General features: G+C 72.1%; 9 protein-coding genes. 5 read left to right on the forward strand and 4 right to left on the reverse strand.

The features are described 5' to 3' along the window. Positions 1 to 23 precede the first annotated feature (23 nt). Complete coding sequence (locus tag ACIA8X_RS41075; RefSeq protein ID WP_393462386.1) at positions 24 to 1448, reverse strand: MFS transporter; 1425 nt, start codon at positions 1446 to 1448, stop codon at positions 24 to 26. A 760-nt stretch (positions 1449 to 2208) separates the two neighbouring features. On the opposite strand from ACIA8X_RS41075, the gene ACIA8X_RS41080 reads away from it, so the two are divergent. Continuing rightward, entirely contained in the window at positions 2209 to 4308 is a 2100-nt protein-coding gene (locus tag ACIA8X_RS41080; protein ID WP_393462384.1) for an asparagine synthase-related protein, read from the forward strand. A 418-nt stretch (positions 4309 to 4726) separates the two neighbouring features. Then, a complete protein-coding gene (locus tag ACIA8X_RS41085) occupies positions 4727 to 8290 on the forward strand; it encodes a BTAD domain-containing putative transcriptional regulator (protein ID WP_393462382.1) in 3564 nt (1187 codons plus the stop codon). Positions 8291 to 8317: 27 nt separating this feature from the next. On the opposite strand, the gene ACIA8X_RS41090 is transcribed toward ACIA8X_RS41085, so the two are convergent. Together ACIA8X_RS41090 and ACIA8X_RS41095 are read right to left on the reverse strand one after the other, a co-directional pair. Continuing rightward, on the reverse strand, positions 8318 to 10270 hold the full coding sequence (locus tag ACIA8X_RS41090) for a sigma-70 family RNA polymerase sigma factor (protein ID WP_393462380.1): 1953 nt from the start codon (positions 10268 to 10270) through the stop codon (positions 8318 to 8320). Positions 10271 to 10580: 310 nt separating this feature from the next. After that, a complete protein-coding gene (locus tag ACIA8X_RS41095; RefSeq protein WP_393462378.1) occupies positions 10581 to 11351 on the reverse strand; it encodes a TetR/AcrR family transcriptional regulator in 771 nt (256 codons plus the stop codon). Between the two features lie 385 nt (positions 11352 to 11736). Between ACIA8X_RS41095 and ACIA8X_RS41100 the strand changes: the two genes are divergently transcribed. Continuing rightward, a complete protein-coding gene (locus ACIA8X_RS41100; protein ID WP_393462376.1) occupies positions 11737 to 13143 on the forward strand; it encodes an NAD(P)/FAD-dependent oxidoreductase in 1407 nt (468 codons plus the stop codon). A gap of 239 nt (positions 13144 to 13382) precedes the next feature. Then, positions 13383 to 15062 (forward strand): SpoIIE family protein phosphatase, encoded by a 1680-nt coding sequence (locus tag ACIA8X_RS41105; RefSeq protein WP_399460449.1) that lies wholly within the window; start codon positions 13383 to 13385, stop codon positions 15060 to 15062. Positions 15063 to 15327: 265 nt separating this feature from the next. Here ACIA8X_RS41105 and ACIA8X_RS41110 read toward each other — a convergent pair whose 3' ends face one another. Beyond that, positions 15328 to 16608 (reverse strand): MFS transporter, encoded by a 1281-nt coding sequence (locus ACIA8X_RS41110; RefSeq protein WP_393462438.1) that lies wholly within the window; start codon positions 16606 to 16608, stop codon positions 15328 to 15330. A 122-nt stretch (positions 16609 to 16730) separates the two neighbouring features. On the opposite strand from ACIA8X_RS41110, the gene ACIA8X_RS41115 reads away from it, so the two are divergent. Then, the gene (locus tag ACIA8X_RS41115; protein ID WP_393462372.1) at positions 16731 to 17279 is read left to right on the forward strand and encodes a MarR family winged helix-turn-helix transcriptional regulator; all 549 of its coding nucleotides are present in this window, start codon (positions 16731 to 16733) and stop codon (positions 17277 to 17279) included. The last annotated feature ends 346 nt before the right edge of the window (positions 17280 to 17625 follow it).

Below are 17625 nucleotides of genomic sequence, written 5' to 3' on the forward strand. Positions count from 1 at the left end.
CGCCGGTCCCATGAGAGCGCCGCCTAGGCCGGAGCCATCAGCAGCGGCCGTGCACGTTCCCGCAGCTCGACCACCCGTGGCTCGTCGCCGTACGGCTCCAGACGGTGCAGCAGGTCCTTCACGTACTCCGTGGTGCGCGCGGACGATATCCGCCCCGCGACCTCCACCGCCCGCACGCCCTGCTCGCATGCGGCATCGAGATTGCCCGACTCCAGCTCGGCGACCGCCGAGACGACGAGCCGCAGCCCGTGCGAGCGCACGAACTCCTCCGTCGGCTTGGACAGGGCCTGCTCCGTGAACCGCCGTACCTGGCGTGGTGCCTTGAGGTCCCGGTAGCACTCGGCGGCGTCCGCGGCGAAGCGGTCGTAGGAGTAGAAGCCGAGCCACGACGGATCGTTGTCGCCCTCCCTGGACCGCTCCAGCCAGCCCTCCGCCGCCTTCAGGGCGGCGCCGGCCGCCTGCGCGTCACCAGCGCGCGCGTGTGCGCGTGCCTCGACGAGGCGGAAGAAGCTCATGGTGCGGGCCGTGGCGAGGCCACGGTTGCGTTCCAGGGCGGCCTGGGCCAGGTCGACGCCCTCGTCGCCGAAGCCCCGGTAGGTCGCCTGGAGCGACATCGACGCCAGAACGTACCCGCCGAGGGGAACGTCGGCTGCCGCGCGCGCGAGTCGCAGTGCCTGGATGTAGTACCGCTGCGCGGCCTCCTGTTGCCCGGTGTCGAAGGCCATCCACCCGGCGAGGCGGGTGAGTTCGGCGGAGGCGCCGAACAGGGCCCGGCCCACTTCGTCGGAGTACGAGCCGAGCAGCAGCGGTGCCGCCTCCACTCGTAAGCACTCGGGCACCATGGACGAACGCCAGTCGCCGCCCCCGTACTTGGAGTCCCAGCGCCGGGCGTCGTCGGCGGCCTCCCGCAGCTTCTGCACATCGCTGTGGCCGACTTTGAGCGGTGCGCCGGAGCCCTCGGCGGAGCTCGCCTCGCGCGCCACCGAACTGTCGGCCGGGGTTATCAGCCACCGTGAGGCAGGCGTTGCGTATGCGCTTACTGCGAACGAACCGGCCAGCGACTGCCAGATGCCACCGGTGCCGGTGCGACGACCGGCGAGGTCGAGACGGTAGAGCTCCGTCGCCGACTTCACCGCCTGTCCGACGTCCCGGGGGAAGGCGAGGCCCACTTCGGGTGCGGGGTCCGCGTCCGCCAGGCCGATCTCGTGGAGCGGCACCGGGCGGCCGAGCTTCTGGCCGATCGCGGCGGCGATGAGGTGCGGCGCGGCACCCTGCGGCACCATGCCTTTCGACACCCAGCGCGCCACCGAGGTCTTGTCGTAGCGAAGAGTCAGGCCCCGCTGAGCGCCAAGATCGTTGACGCGTCGAGCGAGTCCTGCGTTGCTGATTCCCGCGAGGGCGAGAACGGTGCCGAGCTTTTCGTTCGGCCCGCGTTGCTCCCTGGACATGCGCCACCCCTCGACACAGACGGCTGCCGCGCTGGCATAACCACGCGGCATTCGTAAACCCAGCGTAGTTCGCCGCATCCCAAGCGTTAAGGGGCATTCTTCCGGATGGCGGGATTGTGGTCCGCACTCAAGTGCGCAGCCCCTACGCACAGTTGTGCCGTGCTCCCGTTGTGTGGCTGTGCGCCCGTCCGTGCGCTCTTCTCCAGCCACCGGGGGAGCGGTTCCATGGCTCTTGCGTGGGTCGGCCCGCTGTACTGGATCCAGTGGGCTGGGGGATTCCGCCGCCTACATCCCCGCGGGCGGCGGAACGGTCCGGGGGGCGCACTCCGTTCCCCGGACTGCGCGCACGGCGAGCACGGCGAGTAGTGCGGAGGGCTTGTACGGAGTGTGCGCGAGCCTGTCCCTACGACGCCGATTTGGCTGAAAATCGACCCCGCTTCTCTTGGGTGATTACCCCTCCGACCACGGCACTTGAGGGCGCAGAGGGCGTTTTAGGGGAGCGCATCGGGGGCGCATTCGCGTCGTAGAAGCCACACGACCTCCCCACTCCTCTCCCCTATGGATTCCTCCCCTCCGCCCGGGTGGATCCCCTTGCCCAGTCCGGGTGTTCGGGTGCGGCAGGGCCCACCCGTGGGCATCCACGCGGGCGCGATTCCCGGAGTTCGAGCGGCTCAGCCGCCCTCCCGCGCGCGTCCTTCATGGCAGCATGGGGAACCGGTTCGTACCGTGCACTGGTTGTCCACAGCCTGTGGAGGCGTCGATGCGGTGGTTGGTGGGATGGAGCAGCACCGCCGCGGTGACCGCCGGAATCGGCACCGCGGGGGCCACCGGAAGCGACGGCGAGACCGTGCACCCGGTGGGATCCCAACTCCTGTGGGGTGACCCCGATCCGCTCTGGGCGGTCGGCGACTGGCGCCCGGACGAGGTGCGCGTGGTGAAGGCCGACGCGCAGACCCGGATCGCGGTGCTCGGCACCTGCGGGGCGAGCGACGAGCAGCTGCGGGTCGGCCTGTTCGCCGCGCGCGGAGGGGCACTTCGGCATCTGACGGCGTGGTCCGGCAGCTACACGGCCGTCGTCCAGGTCGGCCGCCGGATCATGGTGTGCGGCGATCTCGCGGGCGCACGGCCCGTGTTCTACACCCCCTGGGCGAGCGGTACGGCGTATGCGACGGCCGCGCTCCCCCTCGCCGACCTCATCGAGGCCAACCTCGACTTCGGCCACCTCGCCGCCCTGCTCGCCGCCCCCGACGTACCGGCGGCACTGCACGACTCCACCCCGTACGACGGCGTACGGCGCATTCCGCCGGGGCATGCGCTGATCCTGCGCACCGGCGCACGCGAGATCGCCGGGTACGAGCAGGTCGCCTCGCTGGCCGTGGCGGCCCCGACGGCGGACCCGGACAGCGCGGTGGACGCCGTACGCGACGCCCTGGTGGAGGCGGTACGCGCGCGTCTGTCCGCGCCTCGCCATGTCCCCGGCGCCGACATAGACCCCGGACCGGTACCGGGGATGGGCCCGGCCGAACGGCGTGCCGCGCGCGGGATGCCGGTTCCGGGCATCGGGGCGGACCTGTCCGGCGGCCCCGCGTCCGGAACGCTGGCGCTGCTGGCCGCCGGCCTCCCGGGGATGCCGGGCACGGTCCTGGGCCACGGCACGGGCGCGGGGGAGCGGTTGCTTGCGGTCACCTTCAACGACCTGGCGGTAGGCGGCCGCGAGGCCGAGGTGGAGCGTGCCGGAACCTTGGCGGCCAACCCCCGCCTGCACCATGTGGTGGTGACCGGCGGCGAGGACACACTCCCGTACGCCGACCTGGACGGCCCGCTGACGGACGAGCCGGGCCCGAGCCTGGTCACGGCGGCGAGACACCGCGCACGCCTCGCGTCCGGCAGCGCGGACCACTTCACCGGATACGGCGCCCGCCAGGTCCTGGACGCGCACCCGGCCCGCCTCGCTGACCTCCTGATGGACCGCAAACGGCGCCACCTGGTCCGCCCGGTCGCGGCCCTGGCGAAGGCGGACGGCTCGGTGCTGGTCCCCGCGCGTGTGTACGGCGCGGCACGCAAACTCGCCCGCACCCCGTACCGCACCGGCGTGGAGTCCCTGGCGGACCGCCTCCTCCACCGCCGCTTCGACGAACCCGGAGGTGCCGTAGGGGCGTCGCTCGCCGCGCTCACCTGGGCCAGACCGGGCCCGGCGGCACGCTGGCTGACCGGCGAGGCGCTGGCAGAAGTATCGGTTCGCCTGCAGGCGGCGACGAGCCGCAACGGCGTAGGCCCCGGCCAGCGCCCGGGCGACTACCGCGCGCGTGCCGCACTCGCCCGCCACGCCTCCGACATCCGCATCCTCGAACAGGCCGCCGAGATCCGCTTCCAGCGCCTGCACACCCCGTTCCTCGACAACCAGGTCGTCCGCGCCTGCCGAGCCCTCCCCGAGGCCCTGCGCGTCCAGCCCGGCGCCCGCGCCGCGATCCTCCGTACGGTCCTGGAGGGCGCCGGAGTGGCCGACCTCCCACCCGGCTGGGGCGCCCCCTCCCACGCGTCGGCGGCGGTGGCGGCCCGAACGGGCCTGAGGGTGTCGGCGGACTCCCTGATGTCCCTCTTCGGCACCCCCCTCCTGGCCCAGGCGGGCCTGGTCGAGGCCCGAGTGGTCCGCAAGGCCCTCCGCGCGGCAGCCGAGGGCGAACCCCTCCCCCTGGACGGCCTGGCCGACCTGGTCTCCCTGGAACTCTGGCTACGCCGCCTACTGGCCCGCCGAGGCACCTGCTGGACAGGAACCCCCGCCCGCCAGCGCGCGGTACCGGCGGGGATCACGCCGCAGAGGGGGGCGTTGGGGGCGGGGGCGGGGGTGCGGCGGGGGTAGGGGGCGCGCCGAGGTCGGGTTGTCTCTGGCCCTCATGGCTCCCCGGGGGGCAGGTCCGGCGTTCGAAGAACGAGCACGCACCATCCCTAGCCCTCACCCACCCCAGGGGGCGTCTTGATGGAGCGACGGCAAGGTGTCGGCGCCGGTCCGCGCCATTCAGCCCGTCCGGCGTTTGAGGACGAGGCCCCTTAAGGGCCGAAGCGGGGGTCTGGGGGCGGCAGCCCAGAAGCGGGCCGGGGTCGAAGGGGCAGAGCCCCTGGAGGACGGGACGGGTAGGGGCGGCGGGGGCGAGAAAACTCCCGGCCCGCACCCGGCCAACCACCCCAACCGTGCCCCCCGACCACCTGGGCCCCGCCCCCCACCCCCCCGACCCGACAAAACCCGTGCCCCTCACAGCCACCCCCGCGACAATGACCCGGTGCGGTACAGAATCCTGGGCGTCACCCAGGCAGAGGACGACCAGGGCACCCTCATACCCGTCGGCGGCCCCCGCCTCCGCGCGCTGCTCACGGCCCTGGCCCTACGCCCAGGCCACATCGCCACCCCCGACACCCTGATCGACGAGGTCTGGGCAGGCGCCCCGCCCACGGACGCCCCGGCCGCCCTACACGCCCTGGTAGGCCGCCTGCGCCGCACGCTGGGCAAGGAGTCCGTCACCTCCACCCCCGGCGGCTACCGGCTCGCCGCCACCGAGTCCGACGTCGACCTCTTCGTCTTCGAACGCCTGGTACGGCAGGGCACCTCCGCCCTCGACCGCGGCGACCCATCCACCGCCGCCCACGACCTCGCCGCCGCCCTCACCCTGTGGCGCGGTCCCGCCCTCGCCGACCTCCCCGACCGCACCGCCGCCGCGACCCGCCCGGAGGCCCTACGCCTGGAGGCGACCCGAGCCCGCATCGAGGCGGACCTGCGACTGGGCCGCGCCCAGGCCGCCGTACCCGAACTGAGGCAACTGACCGCGGCCCACCCGTACGACGAACCGCTGCACGCCCTCCTCATCCGCGCCCTGCGCGACACGGGCCGCCCCGCCGACGCCCTCGCCGCGTACGAAGCCACCCGCAACTCCCTCGCCGAAGGCCTCGGCACGGACCCCGGCCCCGAACTCCGAGCTCTGCACGCCGAGTTGCTGTCCCTCACGGAACCGGCGCCCCCCGAGCCACCCACGGCGTCTGACGCTGCCCCCCACCCGCATGCCGCCCCGCCGGGCCGACACGACCGCCATTTGCCGCACGACCTCCACCACCCCCAACCCCCACACCACCCCCAACCCCCCAAACGCAACGGCAACCTCCGTCCACGCCTTACCTCTTTCGTGGGCCGGGAACTCGAACTCGACGCCATCCGTTCCGAATTGCACAGGGCAAGACTGGTCACGCTCACCGGACCGGGCGGCTCTGGAAAGACCCGCCTCGCCGAGGAAGCCGCCGCCGGGCTCCCACAGGCATGGCTCGTCGAGCTCGCCCCACTCGACCGGCCGGAGGCGGTGCCAGGAGCGGTGGTCAACGCGCTCGGTCTGCGCGAGACCGTGCTCCTGACCAACGAACTGTCGGCCCCGCAGGACGACCCGCTCGCCCTGCTGATCGAGTACTGCGCCCCGCGCAGCCAACTCCTGATCCTTGACAACTGCGAACATGTCATCGGCGCGGCCGCCACCCTCGCCGAGACCCTCCTCACCCGCTGCCCGGGCCTCACGATCCTCGCCACCAGCCGTGAACCCCTGGGCGTCCCCGGTGAGTTGGTGCGCCCGGTCGAGCCCCTGCTCCCCGACCAGGCGCACCGCCTCTTCGCGGAGCGCGCGGCAGCGGTCCGCCCCGACGCCGGCGCACTGCGGGACGAGCGCGACGAGCACCACATGGGCGACAGGGGCGACAGGGGCGACAAGGGCGGCGAGCGCGACAAGGGCGCCGTCGCAGAGATCTGCCGCCGCCTCGACGGCCTGCCGCTCGCCATCGAGCTGGCGGCGGCCCGCCTACGGCTGCTCACCCCCCGCCAGATCGCCGACCGCCTCGACGACCGCTTCCGCCTCCTCACCTCCCGAAGCCGTACGGTCCTGCCCCGCCAACAGACCCTGCGCGCCGTCGTCGACTGGTCCTGGGACCTGCTCGACGAGCGGGAGCGAACGGTGCTGCGCGAGATGTCCGTCTTCGCGGGCGGCTGGGACCTCGCGGCGGCGGAGGCCGTGTGCACAGGGCCGGCCGCCGACCTCATCGGCGCGCTCGTCGACAAGTCCCTGATCGTGGCCACCCCGTGCGAGCGGGACGGCTCCGACGGCATGCGGTACCGCATGCTGGAGACCATCCACGAGTACGCCGTCGAGCGAGCCGCCGAGTTCCCCGAGCTGCGTCTCGCGGCCGAGCGCCGGCACCGCGCGTGGGTGCGCGCACTGGTCGAGGAGGCCGATCCGCTGCTGCGCTCAGCCGACCAACTCCCGTGGATCTCCCGCCTGGAGACCGAACTGGACAACATCCGGGCGGCCCTGGACCGCGCCCTCACGACAGGCGACGAACCGGACGCCACGTCCATCGTCCTCGCCATGGGCTGGTTCTGGTGGCTGCGCAACTACCGTGTCGAGGGCGCGACTTGGGCGGACCGCATTCTGCGCCTGTGCGCCGCCCTGGACGCCACGACACCGGCCACTGGCCGGCCGACCACCGCCGGGCCAGCCACCACCGGGCCGTCCACCGCCCGACCGACCACCAGCGGGCCAACCACCGACCGATCGGCCCCAGCCCTCCCCGCCCTCCCCGCTCTCCCCGCTCTCCCCACCGCCGACCCGGTGGAAGCCTTCCTCACCGCCCCGCAAGGCCAGACGCACCACCCCCGACACGCCCCCCGGATGAACCTCCGCGTGCTGCACCTGTTCCTCGCCATCGAGTTCGAAACGGTGGAGCACTGGCAGGACGATCGACAGCGGCGGTACGTCGATGGAGTGCGGGCCCACTTCGCGCAGGGCGGCCCCGAGGCGGCCCGCCTTCCAGGCCTGGTCTGGCCGTTGACCCACTACATCCTGGGCGACACGGCGAACACCGGAGCGGTCATGGACGCCGTGCTGGCCAACTGCCGTGTGTACGGCGGCGACTGGGAGGTCGGCTGCATCCTGATGTTCCGCACGCACATGCTCGTCGACTCACCGGGCGGCCTGGTGAGCGTCGACGAGGACCTCCCGGAGCTGCGGATCCTCAGCCGCCGGGCCGGGGACCGCTGGATGCGAGCCCAGGTGTGCAGCGCGGCCGGAGAGACGGCCATGTCGCGCAGCCGCTTCGAGGACGCCAGGGGTGAGTTCGAGGAAGGGCTGCGCCTCGCCCACGAGGTGGGCGCGTACGCCGAGACGCCCTTCCTCATCGCCCGGCTCGCCGAGATCTCCTACCGCTCGGGCGACCGTACGGCTGCCCTGACCGCACTGGACGAGGCGAGCGCCGCGGCCGACCGGTACGGCGTGGCGGACTCACGGGCGTTCGTCCTGCTGATGCGGGCCCAGATCGCGCTGGACGACAAGGACGCCGCACGCGCGCGCGAGCTGTGGGAGGCGGCCCGCGTGGAGACCGAGCGTGCCACGCCACCGCCCCAGTTCCTGGTGATGCTGAACGCGGTCGACGCCCTGACGGTGACGGCGGAGTCGGGTCCCAAGCACGGACTGCCCCGCCTGGTCGACACACTGCACCTGGCCGTGGAAAAACGCAGCGCCGACGTGATCACCGCGACCCTCACGGACGCCGCGGCGGACCTGCTGACCCGCCTCGGCGACCACCCCCGGGCGGTTCGCCTGCTCGCCGCCTCGGAGCACTGGCGCGGTGGCCATCCGCGCGCCCTGCCGGAGCGTGCCCACGCCGAGCGGGCCGAGGCCGCCGCCCGCACCGCCCTCAGGGCCGAGGAGTTCACCGCCGAGCACACCAGGGGCGCCGCCCTCACCTACGACGACGTCCTGCGCGAACTCGACGAGGCCATACGCGACCTCCACGTCCCCACCGAACGGGTGCCGTGAGCCCGGGAGCCGGTCGGCCGAACGCCCTTACACGCAGCTGAACTTCGACTCCGCCCAGTCCGCCAGCAGCAGGTTGTCGAGGGTGCCGTGCGGCTCGACCACCAGCCGTACGGTCGAGCGTCCGGTGAGGTTCACATGGACCGGCACCGCCGGGTCCCCGCCCTTGAGCACTCGGGACTGCCACAGCCGGACGCCGTCGGCGTAGACCGAGAAGGAGAACTTGCCGAGCCCCAGGGTGCTGTCGTCGACGCCGACCATCGCGTCGTAGGCGGAGCACTCCCGGTTGAGGTCGATGACGACGGAGGACCGGCCGTGCACGGTGACGCCGTGCCCGTACCGCTTGTCGGCGATCGAGGCGCCGTACCGCTGCCACACCCAGCTGCTCTCGCCGATCCGCATCTCGGGTGCGGTGCCGTCGCCGGCGATGTCGTACGACAGCTCGCTCCACTGGTAGACGACCGGGGCGGGCGGGGGAGTCGGGGTGGGGGTGGGCGTCGGGGTCGGGGTAGGGGTGGGCGTCGGCTTCGCGGAGGGCGTGGGTGTCGGACCGGGCGTGCGGGTGGGCGAAGCGGTGGGTGTCGGGGTCGGCTTCGGCTGCGCGGCCGGGACGATCGCCGGCGGCTGCGGAGCGGGCTCCGAGGGCTTCTCCTTCGGCGGCTCGGGCGTCGGCGTCTCCTCGACGATGGGGGAGGGCACGGGGGGCTGCTTGGCGTCCTCCTTGTGGGCCGGCTGGTCGTTGCCGGCCAGCGCGAGCACGATCGCCGCCGCCACGCCCACGGCGACCACACCGGCCGCGATACCGGCCTTCAGCGGCGCGCCCAGCCCTTCGGAGGCCGCAGCGCCGCCCCCGGAACTCGCCCCGCCGGACGAACTGCCGCCCGCAGCGGCGGCCCCACCCGACGCACCGCTCGCCGCCGCGGCCGCCCCCGCGGCACCGGCCGCACCCGCCCCGGCACCACCGGCGATGAGCCCGGCCGCCTTGGCGTACCCGGCGACGCCGAACCAGCCGATGACCGCGACCGGTACGACGGCGGGGATACCGCCGGCGACTTCCTTGATCTGGCCCGCGGCCAGCCGGCACTTGGCGCAGTCCTCCAGGTGCTTGCGCAGACCCCGCTCGGCACGGGTGCGCAGGCTGCCGCGCGCGTAGGCGCCGAGCCGGTCGGCATAGCGGGCGCACCCCTCGTCGCTGGCGAGGCTGGCGCTGACGTGGGCCTGGAGGTAGGCCTGCTTGAGGCCCTCGCGGGCGCGGCTGGCGAGCACGCGCGTGCCGTTGGCGTCGAGCCCGAAGAGCGTGGCCACCTCGCTCGGCGACTCGTCCTCGACCTCGGTGTGCCACAGCACCGCCTGCCAGCGCTCCGGCAGCGACCGGAAGGCCTGCATGGCCATGGACTGCTCGGCCTCGTGCATCGCCCGCACATCGGCGCCCAGGTCCAATGTGTCGTCGTCCGAGACCTCGGACACGCGCGCGGACTGCGCGGCGAACACCGCGAAGTCGTCGACCAGTTGCTCCCGCCGCGCCGACTTCGTCCAGTCCGCGGCGGCCCGCCGGATCGAGGTGAGCAGATACGCGCGTACGGCGTGCTCGGGACCGGAGCCGCCGCGTACCGCCTGGAGCATGCGGGCGAAGACCTCGGCCGTGAGGTCGTCCGCGGTGTGGGCGTCGCGGCAGCAGGTGCGCGCGTACCGGCGCACCGCTTCCGCGTGGCGCCGGTACAACTGCTCGTAGGCGCTGTCGTCGCCGGCGCGCATCCGCCCGATCAGGTCGGCGTCCGACGGCGGCATGTCGCGCGGCGTGGGCAGCACGCCGTCCTCGCGCCGGTCGCGCTGTGCCGGGACGCTGCCCTCCGCGCGCGCGTGCGCGCGGCCCTCCGCGGGCCCGACGCTCGGCGGCAGGTCCGCCCGTCCGCCCTGACTCGGCACCTGCGGAGTCGCCGAGTCACCGTCACCGCGTGACTCGTCCCACCCGTCAACGCTCATCGCGGAAAGCCCCCGCCGCCAGCTCTACCAGTCCCGGACACCGGGTCAGGGTGCCATATTGGCTTTTGGTCAGGCCCCGCCCGTACGGACATCCACCCATCCGTGGGGACTTCCGGGACCGTAGTACTACCCCTCGCCCGTACGGGGAAGGCGCAAACGACCTTCGCGGGGCGGAAGTTGACTGCGATACCCGGAATGCCCGATGCGTTCCGCGATGATGTTCGAGGCTGGGGCGGCGCGGCACCCCGCCTCGTGGTCACCCTTTGGTCACCCTCTTGATCACCAGCCCGCGGCGGTCACGGCGGCCCGCTCACGCCTGAGGCCGCGACCGCAGCCCCTCCAGCAGGATGTCCAGCAGCCGTGCCGAGGCCGCCGCCTGCTGCGCCGCATCCGGCAGCGAGGGCGCCGCCGTGGCTATCACCAGCAGGACGTCCGACACCGACACGTCGGTCCGCAGCTCACCCGCCGCGCGCGCCCGCTCCACGAGCTGGCCCACCACGTCGAGCAGCGCCGCCGCTCCAGCGTCGTCCGTCGGCACCACCGCCGGCTGCTCGGGCACCAGCCGCAGCTCACCCGTGCCCGGCTGTGTCCGCTGCTGCGGCACCCGGGCCTCGTCGACAGCGGCATCGTCGTCGGCGACCCCGACCCGCAGCACCTGCGGCGGCAGCAGCCTGCCCGCGCCCGACGCCACCGAAGTGCGAAGGAAGCGCGACAGCGCCGACCACGGCTCGTCCTCCTGGCCGAGCGCGGCACGTGCCTGGTCGGTCAGCCGGGAGGTCTCCTCCTCGGCTATCCGCCGCACCAGGACGTCCTTGCTCGGGAAGCGCCGGTACACCGTCCCGACGCCGACCCGCGCGCGCCGCGCCACGTCCTCCATCGGCGCGCCGTATCCCAGCTCGCCGAAGACCTCGCGCGCCGCACGCAGCACGTGCTCCAGATTGCGCTGTGCGTCCACGCGCAGCGGCGTCGAACGCGTATCCCCGCGTCCATTGCCCGCAGCCGCGCTCATCGTGCCGCCCACCGCTCCGCCGCCCGATGCGATGGCGGACGCGGAAGACCATCGAGAATCCTGAACATGCATAAGCGATCCCCCGGTAATGACGTCTCCCCCCGGAGACTCTCCCCGTCATTGCAAAGCCGGAGCGTCGCGGAACAAGCCCGGACAACGAGCCCGCCGTGTGTGACTCACGGACCCGAAGAGCGCATCCCCCTACACCCCGTCGACATACGAACATAGTTGAGCGAGGGTCAATTCAGAAGGGGCACGTTCCGCACGGAGCGCCCCTCGATCGGAGCACGAGTCGTTTACGTCCCGATTGAGCCACCCACGAACCCCCCGCGCACACCCACTGACCTGCGGATTCTCCCCGCACTCCGGCAAATCGGCCAAACCGTGGCGCCGACGATCTCCGGTCACACAAACTGTCGAGCCTGTGGACAAACGCAAGCGCCGGGTGCGTCATGGGATGGTGAAGGAACGTGCGCGCATTCTCGTTGTCGGCGGCGGCTACGTCGGGATGTACACGGCCCTGCGCCTTCAACGAAGGCTGAAACAGGAACTCGGCCGGGGCGAAGCCGAGATCACCGTCGTCACTCCCGACCCGTACATGACGTATCAGCCGTTCCTCCCCGAAGCGGCCGCCGGCTCCATCTCCCCGCGCCACGTGGTCGTACCGCTGCGCCGCGTCCTGCCGCAGTGCCGGGTCGTCATCGGCGAGGCCACCGCCATCGACCACGCGAAGCGCACCGCGACCCTCACCACCCTCGCCACCGAGGAGGAGGGCACCGGCACCGAACAGCTGTCGTACGACGAACTCGTCCTCGCCCCCGGCTCCGTCTCGCGCACGCTCCCGATCCCCGGCCTCGCCGAGCACGCCATCGGCTTCAAGACCGTCGAAGAGGCCATCGGCCTGCGCAACCACGTCATCGAGCAGATGGACATCGCCTCCTCTACCCGCGACCCCGCGATCCGCGACGCGGCCCTCACCTTCGTGTTCGTGGGCGGCGGCTACGCGGGCGTGGAGGCGCTCGGCGAACTGGAGGACATGGCCCGCTACGCCACGCGCTACTACCACAACGTCCGGCCCGAGGACATGAAGTGGATCCTGGTCGAGGCCTCGGACCGGATCCTGCCCGAGGTCGGCGAGGACATGGGCCGCTACACCGTCACCGAACTGCGCCGCCGCAACATCGACGTACGTCTGCACACCCGCTTGGAGTCCTGCGTGGACCGTGTCGCCGTCCTCAGCGACGGCGCCCGTTTCCCGACCCGTACGGTCGTCTGGACGGCCGGCGTCAAACCCCACCCGATCCTCGCCGCGTCCGACCTGCCACTCAACGCGCGCGGCAGGCTGAAGTGCACCCCCGAGCTGACGATCGAGGGCACCACGCACGCGTGGGCCGCGGGAGACGCCGCCGCCGTCCCCGACGTCACCTCCCCCAGTGCTGAACGCCTGGGGGGACCCCCAGAACCCGGCAAGGAGTGCGCCCCCAACGCGCAGCACGCCCTGCGCCAGGCCAAGGTCCTCGGCGACAACATCGCCCACGCCCTGCGCGGCGAACCCCTGGAGACGTACGCCCACAAGTACGCGGGTTCGGTCGCCTCCCTCGGCTTCCACCAGGGCGTCGCACAGGTCTACGGACGCAAGCTGAAGGGCTACCCTGCCTGGTTCATGCACCGCGTGTACCACCTCAGCAGGGTGCCGACCTTCAACCGAAAGGCCCGCGTCCTGGCCGAATGGACCCTGTCGGGGCTCTTCAAGAGGGAGATCGTCTCCCTCGGTTCGCTCGAACATCCCCGTGCGGAGTTCGAACTCGCGGCCGGTGGAAAGCATCACCTCAAACCGGGAGACGACACGAAGGGGTCGTCCTGACCGGACCCAGGAACTCCACCGACGGGGCAGGCGTCTGACGGGTGTCGGCCAGGTCGGCCGCACTGCCAGACTGATCCCCGAACCGATCCCGACCCCGGACGACCCTGGACGGGCACCCGCCCGCCCTTCGACCCATGAGGCTCTCCCACAGTGCTGCAACCCCGGGGTGCTGGTGCCACCCCTCAGACCCCAGGCCGGGTCCGGAGCTGGCCGAAGACGACGACACGAGGCAAGGATTCGTGAACTTCACGCGCTGGAGCGCCCGGCTCCCCGGAACGCAGCGCCGCGCCGCAGCGCGGACCGAAACCGCGGCGGCGGTCACCCAGGACCGCCGGGGAGAGAGCCCGGGCGCCGTCCCCGCGGCCCGCGCCGAACACCTCACCGACGAGGCCAAGCCGATCCCCGCCCTGGACGAACTGCCGGTCCGCGAGGTCCTCGACCGTGTCCCGTCCCTGGTCGCCCTGGTCCACGGCCCCGACCACCGCCTGGCCTACGTCAACGACGCCTACGTGGCGGCCTTCGGCGTACGCCCCCCGGGCGAACCGGCCCGCGAGGCGCTCCCCGAGCTGGCCGAACTGGGCCTGCTCCCGCTCCTCGACCAGGTCCAGCGCAGCGGCAAGCCCCGCACCCTCAAGTCCCGCAAGGCCCCCGACGGCCGCTCCTACACCTTCACCTGCACCCCCGTGACCGAGGGCGACGACGGCGGCACCGATGTCCTCGTCTTCGCCACCGACGTCACCGACCACGCGGAAGCCGCCGAACGCCTCCGCGCCAGCGAACGCCGCCAACGCGAAACGGCCGTCACCCTCCAGCGTTCCCTCCTCCCCCAGGAGCTCGAACAGCCGGACGACCTGCGCATCGCCGCCACGTACCACCCCGGCGGCACGGAGGCCGCGGTCGGCGGCGACTGGTACGACGTGATCACCCTGGGCGGCGGCCGTACGGCCCTGGTGATCGGCGACGTAATGGGCCGAGGAGTACGAGCAGCAGCGGTCATGGGCCAGCTCCGCACGGCGGTGCGGGCATACGCCCGCCTGGACCTCCCCCCGCACGAGGTCCTCCAACTCCTCGACGGCCTGGCGATGGAAATCGACGCCAACCAGATCGCCACCTGCGTCTACGCCATCCACGACCCGAACGAGGGCCGCCTGGTGTACGCCTCCGCCGGCCACCTCCCGATCCTGGTCCGCGACGAGAACGGCGCGGTCCAGCGCGCCGACGAACCCACCGGCCCGCCCCTCGGCACGGGCGGCTGGATGCACGCGTCCGGCTCCATCGCCCTGGGCCCCGGCTCCACGGCGGTCCTCTACACCGACGGCCTGGTCGAACGCCGCGACGAGGACCTGGACGAGGGCATCGCCTCCCTGGAACGCGCACTGGCCGGCGCGACCGGCACCCCCCAGGTGATCTGCGACCGCCTGGTCCGCTCGGCCGGCGTCACCGCCGACCACGACGACGACGTAGCAGTCCTCGTCCTCCAGCACCCGGCCCGCACGGGCCCCGACGGCGACCTCTTCCGCAACGCCGCCCTGGAACTCCTCGGCGGCGTGGAAGCGGCCCCCCGCGCGCGTGCCTTCGCCTCCGGCGTCCTGACAAGCTGGCGCTTCCCGACCGACCTCCACGACCTGGGCGTCCTGGCCACGAGCGAGCTGGTGGCCAACTCCCTCCAACACGGCATCCCACCCATGCGCCTACGCCTCCGCCGCACCGACCGCCGCCTGATCATCGAGGTAACCGACGGCGACGACCACCTCCCCCGCCGCCGCCGCGCAGAACCGGCCGACGAGTCCGGCCGAGGCATCGCCATCGTCGCAACAATCGCCTCAGCCTGGGGCTCCCGCCGCACACCGGGCGGCGGAAAGGCGGTCTGGTGCGAGTTCGCACTACCGAAGGGGTCAGCAGACACGCCAAGACCCTGAACGGAGCCGAAGCGGGCGCCACCTTCTGGGCGCCGGCCCAGGCCTTTCAGCCCACCCGGCGTCTAGCGCTCAGTGACGGGCGCCACCTTCTAAGCGCCGGCCCGCTCATTTCAGCCCGTCCGGCGTTTGAGGACGAGGCCCTTTCGGGGCCGAAGCGGGGGTCCAGGGGGCGGCAGCCCCCTGGCGGGGTGGAAGGGGCGGAGCCCCTTCTGGGGGTCCCCCCTTTGGGGGAGGGACGGGTAGGGGCGGCGGGGGCGAGAAACTCTCAGGCGTGAGCCCGCGTCTCCCCCGCCGAGGACGCAGCCCCCTGCGCCACCACGCGACTCTTCCCCACCCACGGCCGATCCTGCACCGCAGTCAACTGCCGCCCCAACCGCAACGCCAGATAAGTGATCCCCAACGAGAAAACAAAGAACGCCACGACATACGGCCCATGCAGCGACGCCCCCATGGGCCCACCCACCGCCGGCCCAACCGCCAACGCAAGCTGCTTCACCAGCGCAAACGCAGAGTTGTACTGCCCAGCCATCCCCTCCGGCGCCAAGTCCGCCACCAGCGGAGCAACCGTCGGAGACAACATCGCCTCACCCAGCCCGAACAACGCATACGTCGAGATGAAGGCAGCCGTAGCCATCTCCTGACTACCGTGCCCCAGCCCCGCATACCCCGCCGCAACCCACGCCACGGCCCAGATCAACCCCACAGCCGCGATCACCCGCGACCGCCTCCGCCGCTCGACGAACTTCAGCACGGCGAACTGCGCCACGACGATCATCGCGGTGTTGGCGGCCAACGCCGTCCCCAACGCCGACGTGGAAACCCCGGCAGCCTCGACCCCGTACGCACTGAGCCCCGACTCGAACTGCCCATAGCAAGCGAAGAACAGCACGAAGCCCAGCACACACAGCTGCACCATCGCCCGGTTCCCGAGCAACTGCTTCCAGCTCCCCTTCGCCGGCCCACCCCCCGGCACACCCTCGATCCGCGGCGCCCGCGGCATCCGCACGGTCACCATCACCACGACGAGCAGCAGGAACATCGCCGCCTCGATCGCGAACAGCAGAGTGAACGACGAGACGCTCGAAGCGTCCACAAGGTGACCACCGATGAGCCCGCCGACCCCGAGCCCCAGGTTCTGCAGAAAGAACTGCATCGCGAACGCCCGCGACCGAGTCTCCGCGGTGGAGCAGTCGACGATCATCGTCGCGAGCGCCGGCTGCATCACGGCCTGCCCGGCCCCGAGCGCGGCCGACGACAGCAGTACGGCAGCAGCCGTCCCCGCGAGCCCCAGGCTCAGCGCCCCGAGCGCGGCGGTGACCAGAGCGGTGAGCAGCACCGGAAGCGGACCCCGCCGGACGATCGCCCGCCCGGCGAACGGCAGCACGACCAACGCGGCCACGGCGAAGACGGCGAGGACGAGCCCCGCCGTCATGGAACCGAGCCCGCGCACCTGCGCCACATAGACGTACAGGTAGGGCACGGTGAAACCGAGCCCGAACGCGCTGAGTGCATTGCCCACGTGGATCCGGCGCAGCGCTGCGCCCATCGCCCTGGTCACGTTCACCTCTCCTCGTATGCAGCCCTGAAGACTTCAAAGCTAAAATTCGAAGCTAAAGAGTACACAGAGAAGGACTTCAACGCCAAGCGAGCCCGTGCCATACTCGGCCCATGGGCGACACCCCCGGCATCGGCGAACCGACACTCGAAGAACAGATCGCCGCCTACCAGCGCGAGTTCCAGGACCTCGACCCCCAGGTCGAGAAGATCGTCTCGGCACTGTCCCGGCTGAACCGCCGCATGAACGTCGCCTACGGCCGCCAGACCGCCGCGCTCGGCATCAGCAACGCCGAGTGGGAGGTCCTCAAGGCCCTGGTCCTCTCCGGCGCCCCGTATCGCATGGGCCCCAGCGACCTCGCCAAGCGTCTCGGCCTCACCCCGGCCGCCATGACACACCGCATCGACCGCATGCTCGCCGAGGGTCTGGTCACCCGGGAGCGCGACGAGTCCAACCGCGTCCGCGTCATCGTGGAGCTGACCGCGGAGGGCCGCGAGAAGTGGCTGGAGGCGATGCGCCTCGCGTCCGTCTTCGAGGAGGACCTCCTCCAGGACCTCTCGGCAGCGGAGCGCACCACCCTCGGCGAGGTCCTCACCCGCCTGCTCCGCAGGGTGGAACACGCTCAGCCGGACGCCGGCGGGCGCCTCAGCGACCTGGACTGACGCGAGCCCCGGAGCCGAGGGAAAAGATCTTGACAGGGGATGCTTGACAGCCCCCTACCTGATCCGTAATGTTCTCCGGGTTGCCGCCGAGCCGTAACGGTTCTGCGACAGCACCTCCGCCGCGCGAGCGGCAACCCAAACCACCAGCACGATCTCCCTGCGGGGTTGATTTCGGCATGCCCGAATTCAATTCGAATTGGGGCTCGGCGGCCCGATTGGGAATCGCCGAGAGGATCCGCTAAGGTTTGAGACGTCGGAACGGCCCAACGGCCGCGAGGACAAGCCCCGCTGACTGGGGGTCAGGCCCGAAAGGATCTGATAAAGTCGGAACCGCCGGAAAGGGAAA

Source organism: Streptomyces sp. NPDC051738, assembly GCF_044453205.1.
Taxonomy (GTDB): Bacteria; Actinomycetota; Actinomycetes; order Streptomycetales; family Streptomycetaceae; genus Streptomyces.